Source organism: Streptomyces sp. NPDC047079 (assembly GCF_040643755.1).
Classification (GTDB): domain Bacteria; phylum Actinomycetota; class Actinomycetes; order Streptomycetales; family Streptomycetaceae; genus Streptomyces.
Map to the genome: position 1 here is coordinate 72,572 of NZ_JBEYUZ010000002.1, position 24,094 is coordinate 96,665.

Sequence of the window (24,094 nt, forward strand, 5' to 3'; positions counted from 1 at the left end):
CCCGGGGCCTGCCCGCCGATACTCAAGGGGCGCCCCCGGTGCGGAGGGGGCGCCCCTTTCGCACGCTTCCTCAGCCGGCCGCCGCTATCGTCCCCCGTGCCGCCTTCTTCAGCTCCATCTCGCGGCGCCGGCGCCGGGCCAGCACCACACGGCGCTCCGCGGCGGTCAGACCGCCCCACACCCCGTACGGCTCGGGCTGCAACAGCGCGTGCTCCCGGCACTCGACCATCACCGGGCAGCGCGCACAGACACGCTTGGCCGCCTCCTCACGGGACAGCCGGGCCGCGGTGGGTTCCTTGGAGGGGGCGAAGAACAGGCCGGCCTCGTCACGCCGGCACACCGCCTCCGTGTGCCACGGGGCGTCCTGATCCCTGTCGCGCACTGGCACCCGCTGGTGCGGAACGTCAGCGACCTGCAAGGATGAATGCGGCGATTGCAGCACGGTCTACTCCTGACGACGGCTTCGCGAGCGAGAGACGATGCAGCAAGGCCTACCCGCTGTGCGCGCGCCTATGCACTCAGTTCCGAACCGCTGGCATACCAGGGGCCGTTGAGGCCACCGATGCGAGGCAGGCCCGCACCGACGCGACCGGATTCACAACCGTCAACGGTCCAGGCGCTTGCGCAAAGCCCGGTCCACCTTGCCCGAGACCCGGTCCAGGATGTCCGCGACCAGCTTGCCCCGCTTGGGCCGTGCCTCGACGTTGCCCAGGACGGCCCAGCCGTCGACGTAGACAACGGGTGCCTGCGAGTCCTCCGAGTCCAGCGTCTGCACCTCGAAGTTGCCGAGGACCCCACCGCCGGTGCCGCGCAGCGACACGTTCTCCGGGACACGGATCTGGACGTCACCGAAGACCGAGACCGCCTTGATCACGACCTGCTGGTACTCGAAGATCGCCTCACTGAGGTCGATCACCACACTGCCGAACACCGAGTACACACGCAGCCGGCGCCCGGCACGCCAGCGGCCCTTGCGCACGGACGCACTGAAGACCGCCACCACGTTCTCGTCGGCCTCGGGCGGGATGGCGCCGGCCGTCGGGCGGTTCGGCGCGTAGGTGTGCGCCGCGCCCGGGCGCCCCTGGTGGGCGGCGGGCAGGTCCCGGATGAAGACCTCCAGCTCGCCGACCGTCTTGGCGTTGAGCACCCCCTCGACGCGCTCGGCGTGCTCCTCCGCGGTCAGGCGGCCCTCGGCGAGGGCGTCGCGCAGCATGTCGGCGATGCGGTCACGGTCGGCGTCCGAGGCGCGCAGCTCGGCGACGCGCGGTCCGGTCTGCTTCTGAAGGTCCACGGCAGCAGCGTACCCAAACGCGATAGATCGCGACTACCCCCGGTCGCCGGCCCGGGGAAAACCGTTACGGTCCGGGAGGGCGCCGGTACTGAGCCCTACCTCACAGGTTCGGCCCCGACGGCAGGTTCTACGCTGGTGAGCGCCCGCCAACGGAGGCGGGCACCATCTGTCGAGTGAGGAATGGGCTGCGATGCCTGAGTTCGCGTACACCGATCTGCTCCCCCAGGGGGAGGACACCACCCCCTACCGGCTGGTGACCTCCGAGGGTGTCTCCACCTTCGAGGCCGGCGGGCGTACGTTCCTCAAGGTCGAGCCGGAGGCGCTGCGCAAGCTCGCCGAAGAGGCGATCCACGACATCCAGCACTATCTGCGGCCCGCGCACCTCGCGCAGCTGCGCCGCATCATCGACGACCCGGAGGCGTCCGCGAACGACAAGTTCGTCGCGCTGGACCTGCTGAAGAACGCGAACATCGCGGCGGCGGGCGTGCTCCCCATGTGCCAGGACACCGGCACGGCGATCGTGATGGGCAAGCGCGGACAGAACGTCCTCACCGAGGGCGAGGACGAGAAGGCGCTCTCCCGCGGCATCTACGACGCCTACACCAAGCTCAACCTCCGGTACTCGCAGATGGCCCCCCTCACCATGTGGGAGGAGAAGAACACCGGCTCCAACCTCCCCGCCCAGATCGAGCTGTACGCGACGGACGGCGGCGCCTACAAGTTCCTGTTCATGGCGAAGGGCGGCGGCAGCGCCAACAAGTCCTTCCTCTACCAGGAGACGAAGGCCGTCCTGAACGAGGCCTCCATGATGAGGTTCCTCGAGGAGAAGATCCGTTCGCTGGGCACGGCCGCCTGCCCGCCGTACCACCTGGCGATCGTCGTCGGTGGCACCAGCGCCGAGTACGCGCTGAAGACCGCGAAGTACGCCTCCGCGCACTACCTGGACGAGCTGCCGGCCGAGGGCTCCGAACTCGGCCACGGATTCCGTGACAAGGAACTGGAGGAGAAGGTCTTCGAGCTGACGCAGAAGATCGGGATCGGCGCGCAGTTCGGCGGCAAGTACTTCTGCCACGACGTACGCGTGGTGCGCCTCCCGCGCCACGGCGCGTCCTGCCCGGTGGCCATCGCGGTCTCCTGCTCGGCCGACCGCCAGGCGGTCGCGAAGATCACGGCCGAGGGCGTGTTCCTGGAGCAGCTGGAGACGGACCCTGCGCGGTTCCTGCCGGAGACGACGGACGAGCACCTGGAGCAGGACGGTGACGTCGTACGCATCGATCTCAACCAGCCGATGGACGACATCCTCGCCGAGCTGACCAAGTACCCGGTGAAGACCCGGCTTTCGCTGTCCGGACCGCTGGTCGTGGCGCGCGACATCGCGCACGCCAAGATCAAGGAGCGGCTGGACCGCGGCGAGGAGCTGCCGCAGTACCTGAAGGACCACCCGGTGTACTACGCGGGCCCGGCCAAGACTCCCGAGGGCTACGCGTCCGGCTCGTTCGGTCCGACGACGGCCGGCCGCATGGACTCCTATGTGGAGCAGTTCCAGGCGGCGGGCGGTTCCAAGGTGATGCTCGCGAAGGGCAACCGGAACAAGCAGGTCACGGACGCGTGCGCGTCCCACGGCGGCTTCTACCTCGGCTCGATCGGCGGCCCGGCCGCCCGCCTCGCCCAGGACTGCATCAAGAAGGTCGAGGTCGTCGAGTACGAGGAGCTCGGGATGGAGGCCGTCTGGAAGATCGAGGTCGAGGACTTCCCGGCGTTCATCGTCGTGGACGACAAGGGCAACGACTTCTTCAAAAACCCCGCTCCCCAGCCGACGTTCACCAGCATCCCGGTGCGGGGCCCGGGGCTGGCGTAGTTCCTTCGGGGCGGCGGGGACGGTTTTCGCCCCCGCCGCCCCTGCCCTTCCCGTCCCCTCCCGTCCTCAGGGGCTCCCCCCTTCGACCCCGCCGGGGCGCCTCTGCGGACGCCTTCCGGCCTGACGACGGTCTCGTCCTCGAACGCCACAAGTTCGAACGGGCTCTTCAGGGCCCCCATCCGGCCCAGCCCCGGAACAACCGCCTCCCCTCCCGCGCTGTACCCGGTATGAGCGAATACCGCATCGAGCACGACTCCATGGGTGAGGTAAAGGTCCCCGTCGACGCCAAGTGGCGTGCCCAGACCCAGCGGGCGGTGGAGAACTTCCCCGTCTCCGGGCAGCGGATCGAGCGCGCGCACATCGAGGCGCTGGCACGGATCAAGGCCGCCGCCGCCAAGGTCAACGCCGAGCTGGGCGTGCTCGACAAGGACCTCGCCGAGGCCATCCAGGAGGCCGCCGCCGAGGTCGCCGCCGGGCGGTGGGACGACCAGTTCCCGGTCGACGTCTTCCAGACCGGGTCCGGGACCTCGTCGAACATGAACGCCAACGAGGTCATCGCCACCCTCGCGAGCGAGCGGCTCGGCCGGGACGTCCATCCCAACGACCACGTGAACGCGTCCCAGTCGTCCAACGACGTCTTCCCGTCCTCCCTGCACATCGCCGCCACCGCCGCCGTCAGCCGCGACCTCGTCCCCGCCCTGGACCACCTCGCGACCGCCCTCGAACGCAAGGCCGAAGAGTTCGCCGATGTCGTGAAGTCGGGGCGGACCCATCTCATGGACGCCACGCCCGTGACCCTCGGCCAGGAGTTCGGCGGCTATGCCGCGCAGGTGCGATACGGCATCGAACGGCTGAACGCCTCACTGCCGCGCCTCGCCGAACTCCCCCTCGGCGGCACGGCGGTGGGCACCGGGATCAACACCCCGCCCGGTTTCTCCGCCGCCGTGATCGCCGAGGTCGCCCGGGCCACCGGGCTGCCGCTCACCGAGGCCCGAAACCACTTCGAGGCCCAGGGCGCGCGCGACGGGATCGTCGAGACCAGCGGGCAGCTGCGGACCATCGCCGTGGGACTGACCAAGATCGCCAACGATCTGCGCTGGATGGCCTCCGGGCCGCGGACCGGACTGGCCGAGATCGCCCTGCCCGATCTGCAACCGGGGTCCTCGATCATGCCCGGCAAGGTCAACCCGGTGATCCCCGAGGCGGTCCTCATGGTCGCCGCACAGGTCATCGGCAACGACGCGACCATCGCCACCGCGGGCGCCTCCGGCAACTTCGAACTGAACGTCATGATGCCGGTCATGGCGAAGAATGTGCTGGAGTCCATCCGGCTGCTCGCAAGCGTCTCGCGGCTGCTGGCCGACAGGACCGTCGACGGCGTCGTCGCCCACCGGGAACGCGCCCGCGAGTACGCCGAGTCGTCGCCCTCCGTCGTCACCCCGCTCAACAAGTACATCGGGTACGAGGAGGCCGCGAAGGTCGCGAAGAAGGCGCTCGCCGAACGCAAGACGATCCGTCAAGTCGTCCTGGAGTCAGGCTATGTCGAGCGCGGCGACCTCACGCTCGAGCAGCTTGACGAGGCCCTCGATGTCCTGCGGATGACGCACCCCTGACGTCTCGCGCCGGCTCATCGGTCCGTGGTGCGAACCGTGACGGCCGCAGCGGCGTCGTATGCCTGGGGCACCTAATATCTGTGCATGGCAGACGGTGGAGCGGTGAGACGAGTGGAAGCGGGCGGGTCGACGACGTACTGGGCACCGGGGCAGCGGATCCTCTGGCGGTACCGTGAGAACGCCGGCCCGCGCTTCCACATCGCGCGGCCCGTCACCGTGGTCAGGGACGACGAGGAACTCCTCGCCGTGTGGCTGGCCCCCGGCACCCGGTGCGTCAAGCCGGTCCTCGCCGACGGCACACCGCTGCACGCCGAGCCGCTGGAGTCCCGCTACACCAAAGCGCGGACCGTGCAGCGCGACCGCTGGTTCGGTACGGGCGTGCTCAAGCTGGCACGGCCGGGCGAACCCTGGTCGGTGTGGCTGTTCTGGGAGCCGGGCTGGCGGTTCAAGAACTGGTACGTGAATCTGGAGGAGCCGCTGGCGCGCTGGGCCGGCGGGGTCGACTCCGAGGACCACTTCCTCGACATCTGCGTCTACCCCGACCGCAGCTGGGGCTGGCGCGACGAGGACGAGTTCGCGCAGGCGCAGCGGGACGGTCTGATGGACGCGCGGCAGGCCGAACGGGTGCGGGCGGCGGGGCGGTCGGCGGTGGAGGTGATCCGCGCGTGGGGAGCGCCCTTCTCGGACGGCTGGCAGCACTGGCGCCCGGATCCGTCCTGGTCGGTGCCCTCGCTGCCGGAGGACTGGGACCGCATGCCCGTGTACACGGCCTCATGAGACCCTTGTTGCGCCCCCGCGGTACAACCGTAGGATCGTCCTCCGCAAGGGCACAGCACAGCAACTCCCGCAGTATGCGCTGGGTTTGACCGAACGTCACCGAGGGGCGGCAGGACGTGAGCGAGGGGTACGAGGGCCACACAGGGACGGCTCGGGCGTCGGGTGGACCGGCGACGGCCTGTGACCATGCGGGAATTCCGTTCCTGGGGCACGCATTCCGGGTATCGGCTTCTCGGCGGGACGAACTGCACGCACGGCGCGCAGCCCCGGACGGATGGATTCGACACGCGTGACGGAGCACCCGACCTCCCATGAGCGCCCCCAGCCGGGCGCCGGCCCCGCGGACCCCCGCGGGGCGCTCCTGCGTACCCCGGAGCCGCTGCCTTCGGCACCGGCCACCCCGCCGGGCCCCGCGTTACCCGCACAGACGCGGGCGGGCGGCGTGCCCGCCGCTCCGTCGGTGCCCCTGTCCTGCGCCCACGCCCAGCACGGAGCGTCGGGCAACCAGGGCGGTGCGCCGAGCCCGCTGCCCGCGGCGGACGGCACCGAGCACTCCCAGCCGGCCGCCGACGAGCCGGACGCGCACCGGCCGCGTCCCGTGCCCGAGGGCGGCATTCCCGTCCAGCCGGGTGCCGGGCAGGACCGCGCCCCGGCCCTGCCCGGGGGCAAGGACCGGCGCAAAGGGGGTCAGACGCCGCTGCACGGCCCCATGCCGATGCGGCGCGACGGGGACCGGCTGCGGTTCGTGGGCGCCGCTACCCGGCGGATCGCCCGCGGCATAGACCTCGACGAGATCGTGATGGGCCTGTGCCGGGCCACCGTTCCGACTTTCTCGGACGCGATCCTCGTCTATCTGCGCGATCCGCTGCCCGTGGGGGACGAGCGGCCCACGGGGCCCCTGGTGCTGCGGCTGCGGCGCACCGACAGGATTCCGCAGGAGCGGGACCTGGAGGACGGGATCCTGCCGGTGCCGGTGGTGGAGAGCTCCGGGTTCGCGGACCGGAGCAACGAACTGTGCGAGGTCCGGCCGGGCGGTGCGCTCGCCGAGGTGCTGCGCGGGGTGCGGCCGGTGTTCGCGGACGCGCCCGCCGCCCGCGCCGCGCTTCCGGAGCTGCTCGGCGACGACCTCACGATCCCGCCGGGTCAGCGTGCGATCCTGGCGCCGCTGCGGGGGCGGCGCCGGGTGATCGGCGCCGCCCTGTTCCTGCGCCGCCCCGAGCGGCCGGCGTTCGAGGCGGACGACCTGCTGGTGGCCGCGCAACTGGCCACCCACAGCGCGCTCGGCATCGACAAGGCGGTGCTGTACGGCCGCGAGGCGTACATCGCCGACGAGCTCCAGCGCACGATGCTGCCGGAGACCCTGCCGAACCCGACGGGTGTGCGGCTCGCGTCCCGCTATCTGCCGGCCGCCGAGACCGCGCGGGTCGGGGGCGACTGGTACGACGCCATTCCGCTGCCCGGCAGCCGGGTGGCGCTCGTCGTGGGCGACGTCATGGGCCACTCCATGACGTCCGCGGCGATCATGGGGCAGCTGCGGACGACGGCCCAGACGCTCGCCGGGCTCGACCTGCCGCCGCAGGAGGTGCTGCACCACCTCGACGAGCAGGCCCAGCGGCTGGGCACCGACCGTATGGCGACCTGCCTGTACGCGGTGTACGACCCGGTCGCGCACCGGATCACCATCGCCAACGCCGGGCACCCGCCGCCGGTGCTGCTGCATCTGGGCGGCCGGGCGGAGGTGCTGCGGGTGCCGGCGGGCGCCCCCATCGGCGTGGGCGGGGTGGACTTCGAGGCGGTGGAGCTGGACGCCCCGGCGGGCGCGACCCTGCTGCTGTACACCGACGGGCTGGTGGAGTCCCGGCTGCGGGACGTGTGGACCGGTATAGAACAGTTGCGGGAGAAGCTCGCCGCGACCGCCCGGCTCACCGGCGCGGACCATCCGCCGCCGCTGGAGGCGCTGTGCGACGAGGTGCTGGACATGCTCGGCCCCGGCGACCGGGACGACGACATCGCGCTGCTCGCCGCCCGCTTCGACGGGATCGCGCCGAGCGATGTCGCGTACTGGTACCTCGAGCCGGAGGACGCGGCCCCGGGCCGGGCCCGGCGCCTGGCCCGGCGGGCGCTCGCCCGCTGGGGCATGGAGGAGCTGACGGACTCGGTGGAGCTGCTGGTCAGCGAGGTCGTGACCAATGCCGTGCGCTATGCGTCACGGCCGGTGACGCTGCGTCTGCTGCGGACCGATGTGCTGCGCTGCGAGGTCGGTGACGACGTGCCGCAGCTTCCGCGGCTGCGGCAGGCGCGGGCCACGGACGAGGGAGGTCGCGGGCTCTACCTGGTGAATCGGCTGGCCCGGCGCTGGGGCGCCACCCGGCTGAGCACCGGGAAGGTCGTCTGGTTCGAGCTGAATCGGGGGTAGGTCCGGCCGCCAGGGCCGGACCGCCGCCCGGAAGCGAACCGAAAGTGGACCCCGTCCAAATGTTGCCGACATCCGGTCAGCGGAGTTGACTGCTGGGGTGACCGAAGCGACCTGACCGACCCCTTGCACGACGGGAGGACGCTCGTGACCCAGGTACCCCAGTCGGTTCCCTACACCACCACCAATTCAGGCATCCCGGCCGAGAGCGACGAGCACTCGCTCACCGTGGGCTCGAACGGCCCGATCCTGCTCCAGGACCACTATCTGATCGAGAAGATGGCCCAGTTCAACCGGGAGCGGGTCCCCGAGCGGGTGGTGCACGCCAAGGGCAGTGGCGCGTACGGAACTTTCGAAGTCACCAACGATGTCAGCCAGTTCACCAAGGCTGTCCTCTTCCAGCCCGGCAAGCGCACGGAGATGCTCGCGCGCTTCTCCACCGTCGCCGGTGAGCTGGGCTCCCCGGACACCTGGCGCGACCCCCGCGGCTTCGCGCTGAAGTTCTACACCGAACACGGCAACTACGACCTGGTGGGGAACAACACCCCGATCTTCTTCGTCCGCGACCCGATGAAGTTCCAGGACTTCATCCGCTCCCAGAAGCGCCACCCGGTGACCGGGTTGCGCAACAACGACATGCAGTGGGACTTCTGGACCCTCTCCCCCGAGTCCGCGCACCAGGTGACGTGGCTGATGGGCGACCGGGGCGTCCCGAAGACGTATCGCCACATGAACGGCTACTCCTCCCACACCTACATGTGGATCAACGGCGGCGGCGAGAAGTTCTGGGTCAAGTACCACATCAAGACCGACCAGGGCATCGACTTCCTCACCCAGGAGCAGGCCGACGAGCTGGCGGGCAAGGACGCCGACCTGCACCGCCGCGACCTGTATGAGGCGATCGAGCGCGGCGAGAACCCGTCCTGGACGATGTATGTGCAGGTGATGCCGTTCGACGACGCGCCGGACTACCGGTTCAACCCGTTCGACCTGACCAAGGTGTGGCCGCACGGCGACTACCCGCTGATCGAGGTCGGCCGCATGACCCTGGACAAGAACCCCGAGGACTACTTCGTCCACATCGAGCAGGCCGCGTTCGAGCCGTCCAACATGGTGCCGGGCATCGGCCCGTCCCCGGACAAGATGCTGCTCGGCCGGCTCTTCTCGTACCCGGACACCCACCGCTATCGCATCGGCCCGAACTACACCCAGCTGCCGCCCAACCGGCCGCGCGTGGAGGTGCGCTCCTACGCCAAGGACGGCCCGATGCGCTACGAGCCCGCGCGCACCGCGAGGCCGTACGCGCCGAACTCCTACGGCGGTCCGGCCGCGGCCGTGCAGCAGTTCGGCGACCCCGCCGGCTGGGAGACGGCGGGCGAGATGGTGCGGGAGGCGTACCGGCTGCACCGCGAGGACGACGACTTCGGCCAGGCGCACACGATGGTCCGCCAGGTCCTGGACGAGGCGGCCCGCGACCGGCTGGTCTCCAACGTCACCGGGCACCTGCTCCAGGGTGTCTCCCGCCCGGTCATGGACCGCGCGTTGCAGTACTGGCGCAACATCGACAAGGAGGTCGGCGACCGCATCGCCAACAACGTCAACGGCGCCTGACGCCTACGACGCGAGGGCGCCCGGTGGGGGTCCACCGGGCGCCCTCGCGCTGGAAACCCCCTGCACCGGACGCCGCGGGCCGATCCGAACGAAATCCCCTGGCTAGGGCTGTCCGTTTGTATGGAACGGGTTCTGCGGAGTCGTCGGCGGCGTGGTGACCGGAGTGCTCGGCGCGTTCGTCGTCGGCGTCTGGGTGGGCGTCTGGGTCGGGGTCGGCGGTGCCGAGGTCGTCGGCGGCTGTGACGTCGGCTTCTGCGTGGTCGGCGTCGACGACGGCGTGCTGGTGGGCGACTGGGTCGGGGTCGGGGTCGGGGTCGGGGTCACGCTCGGCTGGACCGCCGCGCCCTGCGTGGTCTCCAGGTTGAACGCGCTGACCTCGCCCATCGCGTCGAAGGTGTACGCGGCCCAGATCTGCGCCGGGTACCCGCCGCCGTTGATGCGGCCGCTGCCCGGGATGAGGCCCGTGGCACCCGTCAGGCCGACCTGGGCGCCGTTCTTGGCGCTCTCGCCGAACAGGCCGACGGAGGTGACCAGGTCGGGCGTGTAGCCGGTGAACCAGGCCGACTTGTTGTTGTCGGACGTGCCCGTCTTGCCCGCGACCTGCTGTCCGCGGCGCGCCGGGTTCGCCCGGACCGACGTCTGGGCCGTACCGTCGTCGACCACGCCGGTGAGCACCGAGGTGACCGTGTCGGCGGCGGTGCGGCTGAGAACCTGGCTGCCGATCGGGTCGGGGAGGTGGACCGCGCTGTCCTTGTGCTCGGCCGACTTGATGATCGCCGGGGTGACCTTGCGGCCGTGGTTGTCGAGGGTGGCGTAGACACCGGCCATCTCCAGCGGGCTCGCGCCCATGCTGCCGAGGGTCTGGGCGGGCACGGCCGGCAGGCCCTTGGTGTCCATCCCGAGCGAGTTCGCGACCTTCAGCACCTCGGGCATCCCGACGTCGACGCCCATCTGCGCGAAGACCGAGTTCACGGACTTGTTCATCGCCGTCTGGACGGTGATGTTGCCGTAGTCCCGCTTGTCCTCGTTCGGCGGGGCGAAGGGGATCGTGCTGCCCTTGACGGGACGGCCGCTCGTGCCGTCGTAGATCGTGTTCGCGGTGATCGCCCGGCCGTCCTGCGTCTTGGCCTGCTCCTCCAGCGCGGCCGCGAAAATCAGCGGCTTGAAGGTGGAGGCGGGCTGGTAGTCGCGGCGGGTCGCGTTGTTGCGGAAGTGCTTGAAGTAGTCCACGCCGCCGTACATGGCGAGCACCCGGCCCGTCTTCGGGTCGACCGACACGGCCCCGGGCTGGACGTCACCGTCGACGGAACGCTTCTTCGGGTCCAGTTTGCTGGTCAGCTGCTGTTTGACCGCCTGCTCCAGCTGACTCTGCTTCTTCTTGTCGATGTTGACCGTGATGGTCCAGCCGCCGGCCTTCACCAGCGCCTCCGCGTCACCGAGGGAGGAGGCGGTGCCCTGGGTGACGAGCTGCCTCTCCAGCTCGGCGTTGGCCGCGTCCACCAGGTAGCCGGTCTGCCCCTGCATGCCGGGCGCCCCCTTGGGCGCCTTCGGGACCGGGAACTTCATGGCCTGACGCCGGCCCGGGTCCAGCCAGTGCATCTGCACCATGTTGTTCAGGACGTAGTTCCAGCGGTTCTGCACGAGCCTCTTACCCGTGTCGCTGGCGAGGGCCCAGTCGTACTGGTTCGGCGCCTGGAGCAGGGAGGCGAGGTACGCGCCCTCCTCGACCGTGAGGTCCTTGGCGTCCTTGCGGTAGTACGCCTGCGCGGCGGCCTGGATACCGTAGGCGCCGCGGCCGTAGTAGCTGGTGTTGATGTAGCCCGCGAGGATGTAGTCCTTGGACTTCTTGCGGTCCAGCTTCAGCGAGATGACCAGTTCCTTCAGCTTGCGCGTGACGGTCTGGTTCTGGTTCAGGTAGTAGTTCTTGACGTACTGCTGGGTGATCGTCGAACCACCCTGGGCGCCCTTGCCGGAGAGGGTGTTGAGCAGACCGCGGGCCGTGCCCTTCAGATCGACGCCGGAGTCGTTGTAGAAGGTCTTGTTCTCTGCGGCGACGAAGGTGTGCTGGACGGCCTTGGGCACCTGGGCGAGGTCGACGTTCTCCCGGTTGATCTCGCCGGTGCGGGTGAGGATCGTGCCGTCGGCGTACTTGTAGACGTTGCTCTGCAGCTTGGCGGTGGCGTTCCCCGCCGGGATGGGGGTCAGGACGTACAGCAGCACGAACGCGCCCATGACCAGCAGCACGAAGCCGAAGAGCGAGCCGAGGACCCTCTTCCAGGTGAAGAACCTGCGTATGCCGCTCCTCCCGGTCTTGGCATTGCCGCCCTTCCCGCCCCTGCGCGTGGCGGCTCGGCCGCCGGACGGCGGGGTGCCGGTGGGCCCCGGGGTCCCGGAGGTGGCGAAAGTCGTGGTCCCGGCCGTACCGGACGAGCGCTTGGGCGCCGCGCGGCGGCCACTGCGCTGCCGCGCTCGTCTCTCTTCCGCTCGTCCCATGAGTCGATCCGCTCCGCTTCCTTCTCGGCTGTCGCACAGGCACCTGGCTCTGGTCAGCTCAGAAAGCTAACACCGCCGGGTAGGACAAAGGGGCGGCGATACCCCTCTTTACGGACGTGACAATCCGCACCTGTCCCATCGGAACCGACGAGCAGGAGGCGTGGAAGGTTGCCAGGGGCGGATAATGTGCTAGCACCTGGCTAGGTCCGAGCTAAGCAGGGAAACGGGGGAGACCGACCATGTCGACACAAGACGCCTCCACCACCGCCGACACGCCCGTGATGGTGGTGCTGTGCGGCGACCGGGCACCGCAGCCCGTGCTCAACACCGGGTCCCTCCACCGGTGACGGCTTCCTCCGGGGGCTCGGCCCCCCAGCGCCGGCAGCGCAAGCAGGTGCTGCTGCGGCTGGATCCGTCGGTGTACGAGGCGTTGGCCCGCTGGGCCTCGGACGAACTGCGCTCCGCCAACGCGCAGATCGAGTTCCTGCTGCGGCGCGCCCTCGCGGAGGCCGGGCGCCTGCCCGGCGGAGCCAAGCCGATCCCCCGGCGAGGCCGGCCGCCGACGCCGGACGGACCCGAGACGTAGAGCGGCGGCCGGAGACAGGACGGCGTCCGGCCGCGTAGCAGAACCGTGACAAACGGTCCCCACCAGGCCGTACACTCCCAGGACCAAGATCTATACGCGCGATGTATACGCCAGGTGTATACGCCGTGTGTAGAGTGCTCCCCATGTCCATCGGTCACACGCTCCTAGGACTCCTGGAGTCCGGGCCCCGCCACGGTTACGACCTCAAGCGGGCCTTCGACGAGAAGTTCGGTCATGACCGGCCGCTGCACTACGGCCAGGTCTACTCGACGATGTCCCGTCTGCTGAAGAACGGACTCGTCGAAGTCGACGGGATCGAGGCGGGCGGCGGGCCCGAGCGCAAGCGGTACGCGATCACCGAAGCCGGGATCACGGACGTACAGCGGTGGCTCGCGACCCCCGAGAAGCCCGAGCCGTATCTCCAGTCGACCCTCTACACCAAGATCGTCCTCGCCCTGCTGACGCACCGCGACGCGGCCGACATCCTCGACACCCAGCGCGCCGAGCACCTGCGCATGATGCGGATCCTGACCGACCGCAAGCGCAAGGGCGATCTGGCCGACCAGCTGATCTGCGACCACGCCCTGTTCCACCTCGAGGCCGATCTGCGCTGGCTGGAGCTGACCGCGGCGCGCCTCGACAAGCTCGCCCAGGTGGTGGCCAAGTGACTCCTCCCCCCGGTTCGCTGCTCGCCGCCGAGGACCTGCGCAAGGCGTACGGGCCGACCGTCGCCCTGGACGGCGCCGAGTTCTCCATCCACCCGGGCGAGATCGTCGCCGTGATGGGCCCCTCCGGGTCCGGCAAGTCGACCCTGCTGCACTGCCTGGCCGGGATCGTGCCGCCCGACTCGGGCTCGATCACCTACAACGGCCATGAGATGGCCAGCATGAGCGACGCCGAGCGCAGCCTGCTGCGGCGCACCGAGTTCGGGTTCGTCTTCCAGTTCGGACAGCTGGTGCCCGAGCTGACCTGCGTGGAGAACGTGGCCCTTCCGCTGCGGCTGAACGGCACCTCGCGCAAGGAGGCCGAGCGGAACGCCCTGTCCTGGATGGCACGGCTGGAGGTCGACGACCTCGCCAAGAAGCGGCCCGGTGAGATCTCCGGCGGTCAGGGGCAGCGCGTCGCCGTCGCCCGTGCCCTGGTCACCAGCCCGCGCGTGCTGTTCGCGGACGAGCCCACGGGCGCGCTGGACTCCCTCAACGGCGAGCGCGTGATGGAGCTGCTCACCGAGGCGGCCCGCTCCACCAACGCGGCCGTCGTACTGGTCACGCACGAGGCACGCGTCGCCGCGTACTCCGACCGCGAGATCGTCGTACGGGACGGGAAGTCCCGGGACATGGAGCGCATCGTATGAAGGCCTGGGGGAGGTCCAGGGACCTGGCCATGGGGGTGAGGTTCGCGTTCACGGGCGGACGCGAGGGGTGGGTCCGGCTGCTGCTCACCGCCGTCGGCGTCGGCCTCGGGGTGGCGCTGCTGCTGCTCACCACCGCCATCCCCGACGCCGTGGCGGTGCGCGCGGACCGGGAGAAGGCGCGCGCGGACCACACCTACAGCCAGGAGACGATGCCCAAGGGCGACAACACCCTGGTGATCGCGGACATCGACACCACGTACCACCAGAGGGACGTCCGCGGACGGGTGATGGAACCCGAGGGTGCTCGCGCGCCGCTGCCGCCCGGCCTGGAGAGCTTCCCGAAGCCGGGCCAGATGGTGGTCTCCCCCGCGCTGAAGGACCTGCTCGCGTCCGGTGAGGGACGGCTGCTGCGGGACCGCCTGCCGTACCGGATCGTCGGCACCATCGGGGAGAGCGGGCTCATCGGCTCGCACGAACTCGCCTACTACGCGGGGGCCGAGGGCCTCGCCGCGAAGATCGCCCCACCGGGCGTGGCCCGTATCGACATGTTCGGTGATCTCCATCCCACCAAGGAGAAGGCCGACCCGGTCCTCCTCCTGCTGATGCTCGTGGTCTTCGTGGTGCTGCTCATGCCCGTCGGCGTGTTCATCGCGGCGGCCGTGCGGTTCGGCGGCGAGCGGCGGGACCGGCGACTCGCAGCGCTGCGCCTGATCGGCTCCGACAGCGGGATGACCCGGCGCATCGCCGCCGGTGAGGCGCTCGCGGGGTCTTTGCTCGGGCTGCTCTTCGGCACGGTCTTCTTCCTGGTGGGCCGGCAGGCAGCCGGGTCCGCCGAGGTCTTCGGCGTCAGCGTCTTCCCCGGCTATCTGAACCCCTCCCCCTCGCTGGCCCTGCTGGTCGCGGTCGCCGTACCGGCGGCCGCGGTCATGGTCACCCTGTTCGCGCTGCGGAGCGTGGTCATCGAGCCGCTCGGCGTGGTGCGCGCGGCGAAGCCCGCGCGGCGCCGGCTGTGGTGGCGGCTGCTGCTGCCGCTCGGCGGCCTGGCGATGCTCTACCCGATGGTGGGGAAGGGGCGCACGAACGGCGACTTCAACGAGTACCTGGTCATCGGCGGTGTCCTGCTGCTGCTGGTCGGTGTGACCGCGCTGCTGCCGTGGGTCGTCGAGGCCGTCGTCGCCCGGCTGAACTCAGGCGGGGTGTCCTGGCAACTGGCGGTGCGCAGGCTTCAGTTGAGCAGCGGCACGGCGGCACGCATGGTCAACGGGATCGCGGTGGCGGTGGCAGGCGCGATCGCCCTGCAGATGCTGTTCTCCGGCGTCGCGGGCGACTACACCAGGCAGTCACGGAACGACCTGTCACGGGCCCAGTTGCAGGTGCGCCTGCCGGACGGCGTGCCGGTCGGCGCGGCCGCCCGGGATTTCGCCGCCACCAAGGGCGTACGGAAGGTCACGGCCCTGTCCGACGGCAGCCTCGGCGAAAGGCGCAAGGACCCCTCCATGACCAGTGAGCTCAACGTCGGCGACTGTGCCGCCCTGCGCGAGCTGGCCATGCTGCCCTCGTGCCGCGACGGTGATGTGTTCGCCGTGCTGGGAGGGGAGTACGACACCTATACTCCGAAGCTGGCCAAGCCGGGCCGGACGCTGTACCTCGCCCCGTCCTACGGCGACGAGCGCAACGCCGAGGTCGCCTGGACCGTGCCGGGCGGCCTGAAGCAGGCCCAGTCGGTCAAGGACCCCACCGGGGTGAGGCGTGGCGGCATCCTGATGACGCCGGGCGCGCTGCCCGAGCGGGCAGCGGCGTCGGTCAGCGGGCAGATCTATCTGTCGCTCGACGAGTCCGTGCCGGACGCGCGCGAGTACGCACGCAACACGGCGGCGCGGGTCGATGTACGGGCGGACGTCATGGTGTGGGCGGCCTCCGAGCAGTCCCACCGGTTCACCTCCATCCGCACCGGGCTGTTCGTCGGCGCCACCTGCGTCCTGGCGCTGATCGGCGCGAGCCTGCTGGTCTCCCAGCTGGAGCAGCTGCGTGAGCGCAAGAAGCTGCTGTCGTCGCTGGTCGCGTTCGGCACCCGGCGCCGCACCCTGAGTCTGTCGGTGCTGTGGCAGACGGCGATACCCATCGCGCTGGGCCTGCTGCTGGCGTCGGCGGTCGGACTGGTGCTGGGCGCGATCCTGCTGAGGATGTCCGCCGCGTCGGTGACCGTGGACTGGGCGAGCGTGCTGACGATGACCGGCATTGGGGCGGGAGTGGCGCTGCTGGTGACGGTGCTCAGCCTGCCGCCGCTGCTGCGGCTGATGCGGCCGGACGGCCTGCGCACCGAGTGACCGCCGGCCGGCCCCGCGGGCCCCTTCCCCTGCCGGGGGAGGGGCCCGCACGCGTTCACCGGCGGGCCGCCCGGGGGCGGTCAGGCATCGGCTTCGAGCACCCGTACCGGCAGTGGGCGCAGGGCGCCCCGCAGCGCCTGGGCCAGCTCCTCGTACTCGGCGCCCCGGGCGGCTCCCGCGCGCATCGCCAAGGCGACGCGGCGGGTCGGGGCCGGGTCCGCGAAGTAGCCGGTCAGGAGCTGGTTGCTGCGGGTGGTCTCCACCTTGAGGGCGGTGTGCGGCAGCAGGGTCACGCCGAGGCCGCCGGCCACGAGCTGGACGAGGGTGGACAGACCGGCGGCGGTCGTGGTCACGGGCGCGTCCTCACGGCCGGCCTCCCGGCAGATGTCGAGGGCCTGGTCCCGCAGGCAGTGCCCCTCGTCCAGGAGCAGCAGATTCAGCTCGCGCAGCGCCTCCCGGGGTATCCCCTCCCGTCCGCCGAGCCAGTGGCCGAGCGGGGTGACGAGCACGAAGTCCTCGTCGAAGAGGGGAAGTTCGACGACACCGGGCACTCCCAGGGGCACGGCGAGGAGCAGCAGGTCCAGGCGGCCGCTGGTGAGTCCGTCGAGCAGGTTGGCGGTCTGCTCCTCGTGGACCTGGAGGTCGAGGTCCGGATAGCGGTCGTGGACGAGCTCGAGGACGGTGGGCAGCAGGTACGGCGCTACGGTCGGGATCACCCCGAGCCGCAGTACCCCGGTGAAGGGCGCCCGGACGGCATCGGCCTCCTCCATGAGCGCGCCGACCTCGTCCAGCACCGCCTTGGCCCGTACGGCGAGACGCTCGCCGGCGGGCGAGAGGAGCACCTTGCGGGTGGTGCGCTCCAGCAGTGTGACGCCGAGCACCTCCTCCAGGGCGGAGACGGCGCCCGACAGCGCGGGTTGGCTCATGCCGATCCCGGCGGCGGCGTCCCGGAAGTGGAGGTGCTCCGCGACGGCGGCGAAGGCCCGCAGCTGGGCGAGACTGGGCTGGCGGCGCCCATGGGGCTTGGCACCGGCCATGGCATACCCCTTACTGATGGTCACTGATAGTCCTCACCGATCAACATGACCGAGTGTAGCTATTTCCCGAATCAATCGACCCTGTGCCAGGATCGGAATCGTCCAACCCATGAGAAACACCTTGCCTCAGAGGTGTTTCTGTGCTGCAAGGAGAGCGCGTGCTCACTGTCGGTGACAAGTTCCCCGAGTTCGACCTGACCGCCTGCGTCTCGCTGGAGACGGGCAAGGAGTTCGAGCAGATCAACCACAAGACCTACGAGGGCAAGTGGAAGATCGTCTTCGCATGGCCCAAGGACTTCACCTTCGTGTGCCCGACCGAGATCGCGGCCTTCGGCAAGCTCAACGACGAGTTCGCCGACCGTGACGCCCAGATCCTCGGCTTCTCCGGCGACTCCGAGTTCGTGCACCACGCCTGGCGCAAGGACCACCCGGACCTGCGTGAGCTGCCGTTCCCGATGATGGCCGACTCGAAGCACGAGCTGATGCGCGCCCTGGGCATCGAGGGTGAGGACGGCTTCGCGCAGCGCGCCGTCTTCATCGTGGACCAGAACAACGAGATCCAGTTCACCATGGTGACCGCGGGCTCCGTCGGCCGGAACCCGAAGGAGGTCCTGCGGGTCCTGGACGCCCTCCAGACCGACGAGCTCTGCCCCTGCAACTGGAGCAAGGGCGACGAGACCCTGGACCCGGTCAAGCTGCTGGCTGGTGAGTGACCCGATGTCCCTGGACTCGCTCAAGAACGCCCTGCCGGACTACGCCAAGGACCTGAAGCTCAACCTGGGCTCGGTCATCGGCAACTCGGACCTGCCGGCCCAGCAGCTGTGGGGCACGGTGCTGGCGACGGCGATCGCCTCGCGCTCGCCGATCGTGCTGCGTGAGCTGGAGCCCGAGGCGAAGGCGAACCTCACGCCCGAGGCGTACACCGCGGCCAAGTCCGCGGCTGCCGTCATGGCGATGAACAACGTCTTCTACCGCACGCGCCACCTGCTCTCGGACCACGAGTACGGCAACCTGCGCGCGGGTCTGCGGATGAACGTCATCGGCAACCCGGGGGTCGACAAGGTCGACTTCGAGCTGTGGTCGTTCGCCGTGTCCGCGATCAACGGCTGCGGTATGTGCCTGGACTCCCACGAGCAGGTCCTCCGCAAGGCGGGCCTCGAGCGTGAGGTCATCCAGGAGGCCTTCAAGATCGCTTCGGTGGTCCAGGCGGTCGGCGTGACGCTGGACGCGGAGGCGGTCCTGGCCGAGTGATGGCCTGACCGCGGCCGAGCAGCGGCCGCACGCGAAGGGGCCCGCACCCGGCATCGGCCGGGTGCGGGCCCCTTTTCGCATGCCCGCGCGGCGCGCCGGAAGCACCCGGCCGCTACGCGGACGGCGACGCGGAGGCTTCCTCCATCGGCGGTTCCTCCATCGGTGGTTCCTCCGGGTCCGCGTGCGCCGTCGAGCCGTCGTCCGTCCGCTGGCCGGGCGGCGCCACCAAGCCGCTCGCGTACGACCGCAGATAGCCCACCACGGTGTTCGTGACCGCCACCAGCGGTACGGCCACCACGGCTCCGCCGATCCCGGCGACCATCCCGCCGGTCGTCACCGACAGCACCACCGCCAGCGGGTGGACCCGCACCGCCCGGCCCAGGATGAACGGTTGCAGGACGTGGCCCTCGATCTGCTGGACGGCGAGCACCACGACCAGCGTCATGATGGCGGTGAAGACGCCCTGCGTCACCAGCGCCACCACCACCGCCAGCGCGCCCGATGCCACCGCACCCACCAGGGGGATGAAGGAGAACAGGAAGATGAACACGGCGAGCGGCACGGCCATGGGGACGTTCAGGAAGTAGATCCCCAGGCCGATGAAGATCGCGTCGATCAGGGCCACGATCACCGTGCCGCGCACATACGCGGTCAGCGTGCGCCACGCCCGTGGACCCGCGCCCGCGACTCCCGGCCGCGCCGCGGCCGGCACCAGCTTCAGCGTCCACTCCCAGATGCGCCTGCCGTCGTAGAGCAGGAAGAGGGTGGAGAACATCGTCAGGAGGATGCCGGTCAGCGCCTCCACGATCACCGTCACGCCCTCGAGGCCCGCCGAGGTGATCTGGTCGGTGTTGGCGCCGATCGCCTCCCGCAGGTTCTTCGCGATCTCGTTGATCTGCTTGTCCGTGACGTGGAAGGGGCTGTGCAGCAGCCACTTGCGCAGCTCGTCGATGCCGTCCTGGATCTGGTTGGACAGCGAGTCGATGTTCTCCATGACCTGCCAGGTCACGAACCACCCGATCAGCCCCATGATGACGAAGCCGAGGATGGCGGTCAGCGCGGTCGCCGGCCCCCGCGGCACACCGTGACGCCTCAGTCGCGCCACGGTCGGCTGGAGCAGCGCCGTGATGAGCAGCGCGCACACGAACGCGAGCACCACCAGCTGCACGGCGCTGATGACCCGCATCAGCACCCAGACCGTGCCCGCGAGGACGAGCACCCGCCAGCCCGCCTCGGCCGCGACCCGCACACCCCACGGCACCGCCTCCACGGGGTGCGGGCGCGGCTGTTGCGCGGCGGGCGCCGGCGGCGGCACGTGGTCCACCGCGGGGGGTGGGTCGGGCTCGGTGTGCTCCTTCGCCACCTCGGCGCGGCGCTCGTCCAGCCGCTCACTCATGTGGGTGAGCCCGCTCCCGATCCGAGCCAGCCAGCCTGGCACTTGCGACATGATCCGTCCTCTTCCCCCGTGTCCCCGGGTGCCTCCCACCACTCCCCCCTGGAGTCGTCGTCTCAGACCGTACATGGCGGGCGCCGGTGGCCGTAAACGGCCGTAGCCCCTCACCCATAGACGGTGAGGGGCTGCGTGAGGTTGAGTGACCGGCCGCGGGCGGACCAGCGGCTCAGTACCAGTGGTTGGCCTGCCAGAACGACCAGGCCTCACACGGGCTGCCGTACCGGCCGTTCATGTAGTTGAGGCCCCACTTGATCTGCGTGGCCGGGTTGGTCTGCCAGTCGGCGCCGACGGACGACATCTTGGAGCCGGGCAGAGCCTGGAAGAGACCGTAGGCGCCGGAGGAGGCGTTGACCGCCCGGTAGTTCCAGCTCGACTCGTGGTCGACGATGTTGCTGAAGCACTGGAACTGACCGGCCCCCACCATCTGACGCGCCATCGCCTGGATCTGCGCGACCGAGTAGGAGCTCTGGACCGGGAAGCTGGACACGTCACGACTCGCGTCGCGGCTGGCCTTGGCCTCGGCCTCCTTGCGGGCCTTGGCCGCCTCTTCGGCCGCCTGAGCGGCCTTCTGCTTGGCCACCGCGTCCGCGGCCGCCTGCTTGCGGGCCGCCTCCTCGGCGTCCTTCTTGGCGCTCGCGTCCGCGGCGATGGCCTGGGCGTCGGCCTGCTGCGTCAGCGACGCGGTCTGCACCTGGGCCTGTTGTCCCGCGGGTATGTCCGCGAGGAGCGTCGTCTCGCTGGCCGTCGCCTCGGCGTCGATCGAGGGCTGTCCAGTGCTGCCCGAGGCAACACCGGTGACGGCGCCGACAGCGGTGACCGCCGTGGCCGAGGCCACTGCGAATCCCCGGACCGAAATCCGGCTCACACGGTTTCCTTCCAGCATCGCCCGCTTCGGTGACCCTGGCGGACGCAATCGTGCCCCTGACGCTGGCCTCCCAACTGCGGGGTCACGGGAGGCACGGGCCCGGTGGGCAACTTCCGTGAAGGAAGCGCCGCATGGTGCTCGGGCGGCATACGACGGCTCTATGGAGTTCTGGTGCTTCGGTTGTGCAGTACCGCTGGGGGCACAGCTGTGTCGTATGCGGGGCCTGACAGGAGTGAGACTCTGCCGTAACCGGACGCCGGGTGGCAATTCTGCGCTGAGTGTGAAAGCTCACACCTCGTTTGGCCCAAGGGATTCACGGAAATAGCCGCACACCAAAGCGCCGCCCGGCTAGGCTCTGGACCTTTGCCGGGCGGCGCCAATGGGTGGGTGATTACCTCACGTTGGACGTGGGGTTCAGATCTGCCCCTCTTCGAGCATTTCGGTCACAAGGGCCGCGATCTGGGACCTCTCGGACCGCGTCAGCGTGACGTGCGCGAAAAGCGGATGCCCCTTCAGTTTCTCCACGACGGCGACGACTCCGTCGTACCGGCCCACCCTCAGGTTGTCCCGCTGGGCCACGTCATGCGTCAGAACGACCCGGGAATTCGCTCCGATCCGGGACAGAACGGTCAGCAGCACATTCCGTTCGAGGGACTGGGCCTCGTCCACGATCACGAAGGCGTCGTGCAGCGAACGGCCGCGGATGTGTGTGAGCGGGAGGACCTCCAGCATCCCGCGCGCGGTGACCTCTTCGATGACCTCGCGGGTGGTGACCGCGGACAGCGTGTCGAAGACCGCCTGCGCCCAGGGGCTCATCTTCTCGGCCTCGGTGCCGGGCAGATAGCCGAGTTCCTGCCCGCCGACCGCGTACAGCGGCCGGAAGACCATCACCTTCTGGTGCTGCCGGCGCTCGAGCACCGCCTCCAGGCCCGCGCACAGCGCCAGCGCGGACTTGCCGGTCCCGGCCCGGCCGCCCATCGACACGATCCCCACGTCCGGGTCCAGCAGCAGGTCCAGGGCGATCCGCTGCTCGGCGCTACGGCCCTTGATGCCGAACGCCTCCCGGTCCCCGCGCACGAGACGGACGTCGCCCTCCGCCGTGACACGGCCCAGTGCCTTGCCCCGCTCCGACTGGATCGTCAGGCCGGTGTGCACGGGCAGGTCGGCGGCCTCGGGGACATGCACGTGCCCCTCTTCGAAGAGGATGTCCACCTGTTCGGCCGAAAGGGTCAGTTCGGACATGCCGGTCCAGCCGGAGGAGTCCGTGATGGCCAGCTCCGCGCGGTACTCCTCGGCGAGCAGCCCGACCGAGGACGCCTTGATCCTCAGCGGGAGGTCCTTCGACACGACGGTGACGTCGAACCCCTCCGCCTGGAGGTTGCGGGCGACCGCGAGGATGCGGGAGTCGTTGTCACCCAGGCGGTAGCCGGTGGGCAGCACGCTGGGGTCCGAGTGGTTGAGCTCGACCCGGAGGGTCCCGCCGAGGTCCCCGATCGGAAGGGGGGCGTCGAGACGGCCGTACCGCACCCGGTAGTCGTCGAGCAGGCGCAGGGCCTGCCGGGCGAAGTAGCCGAGTTCGGGATGGTGCCGCTTGGCCTCCAGCTCCGTGACCACGACCACCGGGAGCACGACCTCGTGCTCTTCGAAGCGGCTCATGGCATTCGGGTCGGCCAGCAGGACGCTGGTGTCGAGAACGTAGGTGCGCCGGTCGAGCTTGCGGCGCTTTGTGCTGGTCACCACGGAAGGACGTACCCCCTCGGATGAGGTCGGGGAGCGACGAGAAGGAACTGGACCGGTTGCCGGCCTCGATGCACGGGCCGGGAACCGGCCCTCCGCCGCTTCCTCCGTACGGTGACCGCACGGTCGGGCTGGTGCAAAGGGCCTCCCGGGCGGACGACCCCGAGCCGCCCGCTGAGATACGACACCCGTGGTTCGGGTGTCGACCTGTTTCGTTTATGCCCTCGAACACGCGCTGCCATGCCAGGGCGTACGGCGGCGCCCCGGTGAACTCCTCGTGACGTCCCCCTCCCGGCGGGCACCCGATCGGGTGACCGGGGGGTGCTCAGCCGCCGTAGCGGCGGTGTCGCGCCGCGTAGTCACGCAGTGCGCGCAGGAAGTCGACCTTGCGGAAGGCCGGCCAGAAGACCTCGCAGAAGTAGTACTCCGAATGGGCCGTTTGCCACAGCATGAAACCGGACAACCGCTGCTCGCCGCTGGTCCGGATGACGAGGTCGGGGTCCGGCTGGTCGCTGGTGTAGAGGTGCCGGCCGATCAGGTCCACGTCCACTGACTCGGCGAGGTCCTCCATCGAGGTGCCCTTCTCGTGGGCCTCGAGGAGCATCGAGCGGACGGCGTCGGCGATCTCCTGGCGGCCCCCGTACCCGACGGCGACGTTCACGAGTATCCCGTCGATGTGCGCCGTGGCCTCCTCGGCCTCCTTCAGCGCGGTCTGCACATGCGCGGGCACGATGTCGCGCGCGCCGACGTGGTGCACACGCCAGCGGCCGTCGGCGGCGAGCGAGCGCACGGTGTCCGCGATGATGCCCAGGAGCGGGACCAGCTCCTCCTTCGGCCGGTTCAGGTTGTCCGTCGACATCAGCCAGAGGGTGACGACCTCGACGTCCGTCTCGGCGCACCAGCCGAGGAACTCCTCGATCTTGTCCGCGCCGGCCTGGTGGCCCTGTGCCGTGGTGGAGCCCGCCGCCTTCGCCCAGCGCCGGTTGCCGTCCATGATGACGCCGATGTGCTTGGGCACCTGAGCGTGGTCCAGGTGGCCTTCCACCCGGCGTGCGTACAACCTGACCAGCAGGCCGCGCAGCTTGTCGCGCAGGTTCACGTGATTGTCAGCCCCTCCGTGCGGATCAGACAGGTGCGGGCGGGTGCGCTCCCGTCGGATGGCGGCCCCCGGAGGCGAAGCCTACCCCCGCACAACCGGGGCTCCGCCCACAGGTGTCGGCGGCCCGCCCCGGCGCCGCACCGGTGAACGGCGGCTCCGCAATCGCCTCTTCCGGGCCGCCGGGCGCGATGCGCACGCCCGGCGCGGGGGTCGGTGGGTGCGCCACGCTCATACGGTTTCCCGGCCGAAGGGCGGGTCATGCCCTGCCCTGCCGAGGGCGGCCGGGGCCGGCCCAGGGGCGCCGGAGGGGGCAAGAGAAACGGGCCGGT

19 protein-coding genes are annotated in these 24,094 nt (G+C 70.2%); 11 read left to right on the plus strand and 8 right to left on the minus strand.

What is annotated here, in order from left to right; translation table 11 throughout:
• Window positions 1-70: 70 nt before the first annotated feature.
• Together ABZ823_RS02850 and ABZ823_RS02855 are read right to left on the minus strand one after the other, a co-directional pair.
• Entirely contained in the window at window positions 71-442 is a 372-nt protein-coding gene (locus ABZ823_RS02850; RefSeq protein WP_361652979.1) for a WhiB family transcriptional regulator, read from the minus strand.
• Window positions 443-604: 162 nt separating this feature from the next.
• Window positions 605-1,291, minus strand: coding sequence for a DUF1707 domain-containing protein (locus ABZ823_RS02855; protein ID WP_361652981.1), 687 nt, complete (start codon window positions 1,289-1,291; stop codon window positions 605-607).
• A gap of 190 nt (window positions 1,292-1,481) precedes the next feature.
• On the opposite strand from ABZ823_RS02855, the gene ABZ823_RS02860 reads away from it, so the two are divergent.
• From ABZ823_RS02860 to ABZ823_RS02880, 5 genes are all read left to right on the plus strand, one after another.
• The gene (locus ABZ823_RS02860) at window positions 1,482-3,149 is read left to right on the plus strand and encodes a fumarate hydratase (RefSeq protein WP_361652983.1); all 1,668 of its coding nucleotides are present in this window, start codon (window positions 1,482-1,484) and stop codon (window positions 3,147-3,149) included.
• 227 nt (window positions 3,150-3,376) lie between these two features.
• The gene (locus tag ABZ823_RS02865) at window positions 3,377-4,762 is read left to right on the plus strand and encodes a class II fumarate hydratase (protein ID WP_361652985.1); all 1,386 of its coding nucleotides are present in this window, start codon (window positions 3,377-3,379) and stop codon (window positions 4,760-4,762) included.
• A gap of 84 nt (window positions 4,763-4,846) precedes the next feature.
• The gene (locus ABZ823_RS02870) at window positions 4,847-5,539 is read left to right on the plus strand and encodes a DUF402 domain-containing protein (protein WP_361652987.1); all 693 of its coding nucleotides are present in this window, start codon (window positions 4,847-4,849) and stop codon (window positions 5,537-5,539) included.
• 274 nt (window positions 5,540-5,813) lie between these two features.
• Complete coding sequence (locus ABZ823_RS02875; protein WP_361652989.1) at window positions 5,814-7,955, plus strand: SpoIIE family protein phosphatase; 2,142 nt, start codon at window positions 5,814-5,816, stop codon at window positions 7,953-7,955.
• Window positions 7,956-8,099: 144 nt separating this feature from the next.
• On the plus strand, window positions 8,100-9,563 hold the full coding sequence (locus ABZ823_RS02880) for a catalase (RefSeq protein WP_361652991.1): 1,464 nt from the start codon (window positions 8,100-8,102) through the stop codon (window positions 9,561-9,563).
• Between the two features lie 102 nt (window positions 9,564-9,665).
• On the opposite strand, the gene ABZ823_RS02885 is transcribed toward ABZ823_RS02880, so the two are convergent.
• Window positions 9,666-12,056, minus strand: coding sequence for a transglycosylase domain-containing protein (locus ABZ823_RS02885; RefSeq protein WP_361652993.1), 2,391 nt, complete (start codon window positions 12,054-12,056; stop codon window positions 9,666-9,668).
• Window positions 12,057-12,399: 343 nt separating this feature from the next.
• Between ABZ823_RS02885 and ABZ823_RS02890 the strand changes: the two genes are divergently transcribed.
• The 4 genes from ABZ823_RS02890 to ABZ823_RS02905 all read left to right on the plus strand — a co-directional run bounded on the left by ABZ823_RS02890 (window position 12,400) and on the right by ABZ823_RS02905 (window position 16,323).
• A complete protein-coding gene (locus tag ABZ823_RS02890; RefSeq protein WP_361652995.1) occupies window positions 12,400-12,642 on the plus strand; it encodes a hypothetical protein in 243 nt (80 codons plus the stop codon).
• 143 nt (window positions 12,643-12,785) lie between these two features.
• A complete protein-coding gene (locus ABZ823_RS02895; RefSeq protein WP_361652997.1) occupies window positions 12,786-13,310 on the plus strand; it encodes a PadR family transcriptional regulator in 525 nt (174 codons plus the stop codon).
• A complete protein-coding gene (locus ABZ823_RS02900) occupies window positions 13,307-13,996 on the plus strand; it encodes an ABC transporter ATP-binding protein (RefSeq protein WP_361652999.1) in 690 nt (229 codons plus the stop codon). Before ABZ823_RS02895 ends, ABZ823_RS02900 begins: the two co-directional genes overlap by 4 nt.
• Entirely contained in the window at window positions 13,993-16,323 is a 2,331-nt protein-coding gene (locus ABZ823_RS02905) for an ABC transporter permease (RefSeq protein ID WP_361653001.1), read from the plus strand. The genes ABZ823_RS02900 and ABZ823_RS02905 overlap by 4 nt, the downstream gene beginning before the upstream one ends.
• Window positions 16,324-16,403: 80 nt before the next feature.
• Here ABZ823_RS02905 and ABZ823_RS02910 read toward each other — a convergent pair whose 3' ends face one another.
• Window positions 16,404-17,360, minus strand: a complete 957-nt coding sequence (locus ABZ823_RS02910; protein WP_361653647.1) for a LysR substrate-binding domain-containing protein — start codon at window positions 17,358-17,360, stop codon at window positions 16,404-16,406.
• Window positions 17,361-17,518: 158 nt separating this feature from the next.
• Here ABZ823_RS02910 and ABZ823_RS02915 point away from each other — a divergent pair, with 158 nt between their 5' ends.
• Together ABZ823_RS02915 and ABZ823_RS02920 are read left to right on the plus strand one after the other, a co-directional pair.
• A complete protein-coding gene (locus ABZ823_RS02915; RefSeq protein ID WP_361653003.1) occupies window positions 17,519-18,073 on the plus strand; it encodes a peroxiredoxin in 555 nt (184 codons plus the stop codon).
• Window positions 18,074-18,077: 4 nt separating this feature from the next.
• A complete protein-coding gene (locus ABZ823_RS02920) occupies window positions 18,078-18,611 on the plus strand; it encodes an alkyl hydroperoxide reductase (RefSeq protein WP_361653649.1) in 534 nt (177 codons plus the stop codon).
• Window positions 18,612-18,723: 112 nt separating this feature from the next.
• Here the strand turns inward: ABZ823_RS02920 and ABZ823_RS02925 are convergent, their stop codons facing one another.
• The 4 genes from ABZ823_RS02925 to ABZ823_RS02940 form a co-directional block, all read right to left on the minus strand.
• On the minus strand, window positions 18,724-20,058 hold the full coding sequence (locus tag ABZ823_RS02925; protein ID WP_361653005.1) for an AI-2E family transporter: 1,335 nt from the start codon (window positions 20,056-20,058) through the stop codon (window positions 18,724-18,726).
• 172 nt (window positions 20,059-20,230) lie between these two features.
• Window positions 20,231-20,947 (minus strand): transglycosylase SLT domain-containing protein, encoded by a 717-nt coding sequence (locus ABZ823_RS02930; RefSeq protein WP_361653007.1) that lies wholly within the window; start codon window positions 20,945-20,947, stop codon window positions 20,231-20,233.
• Window positions 20,948-21,343: 396 nt separating this feature from the next.
• Entirely contained in the window at window positions 21,344-22,669 is a 1,326-nt protein-coding gene (locus ABZ823_RS02935; protein ID WP_361653009.1) for a PhoH family protein, read from the minus strand.
• 322 nt (window positions 22,670-22,991) lie between these two features.
• Window positions 22,992-23,765 (minus strand): isoprenyl transferase, encoded by a 774-nt coding sequence (locus tag ABZ823_RS02940; protein WP_361653011.1) that lies wholly within the window; start codon window positions 23,763-23,765, stop codon window positions 22,992-22,994.
• Window positions 23,766-24,094: the final 329 nt, after the last annotated feature.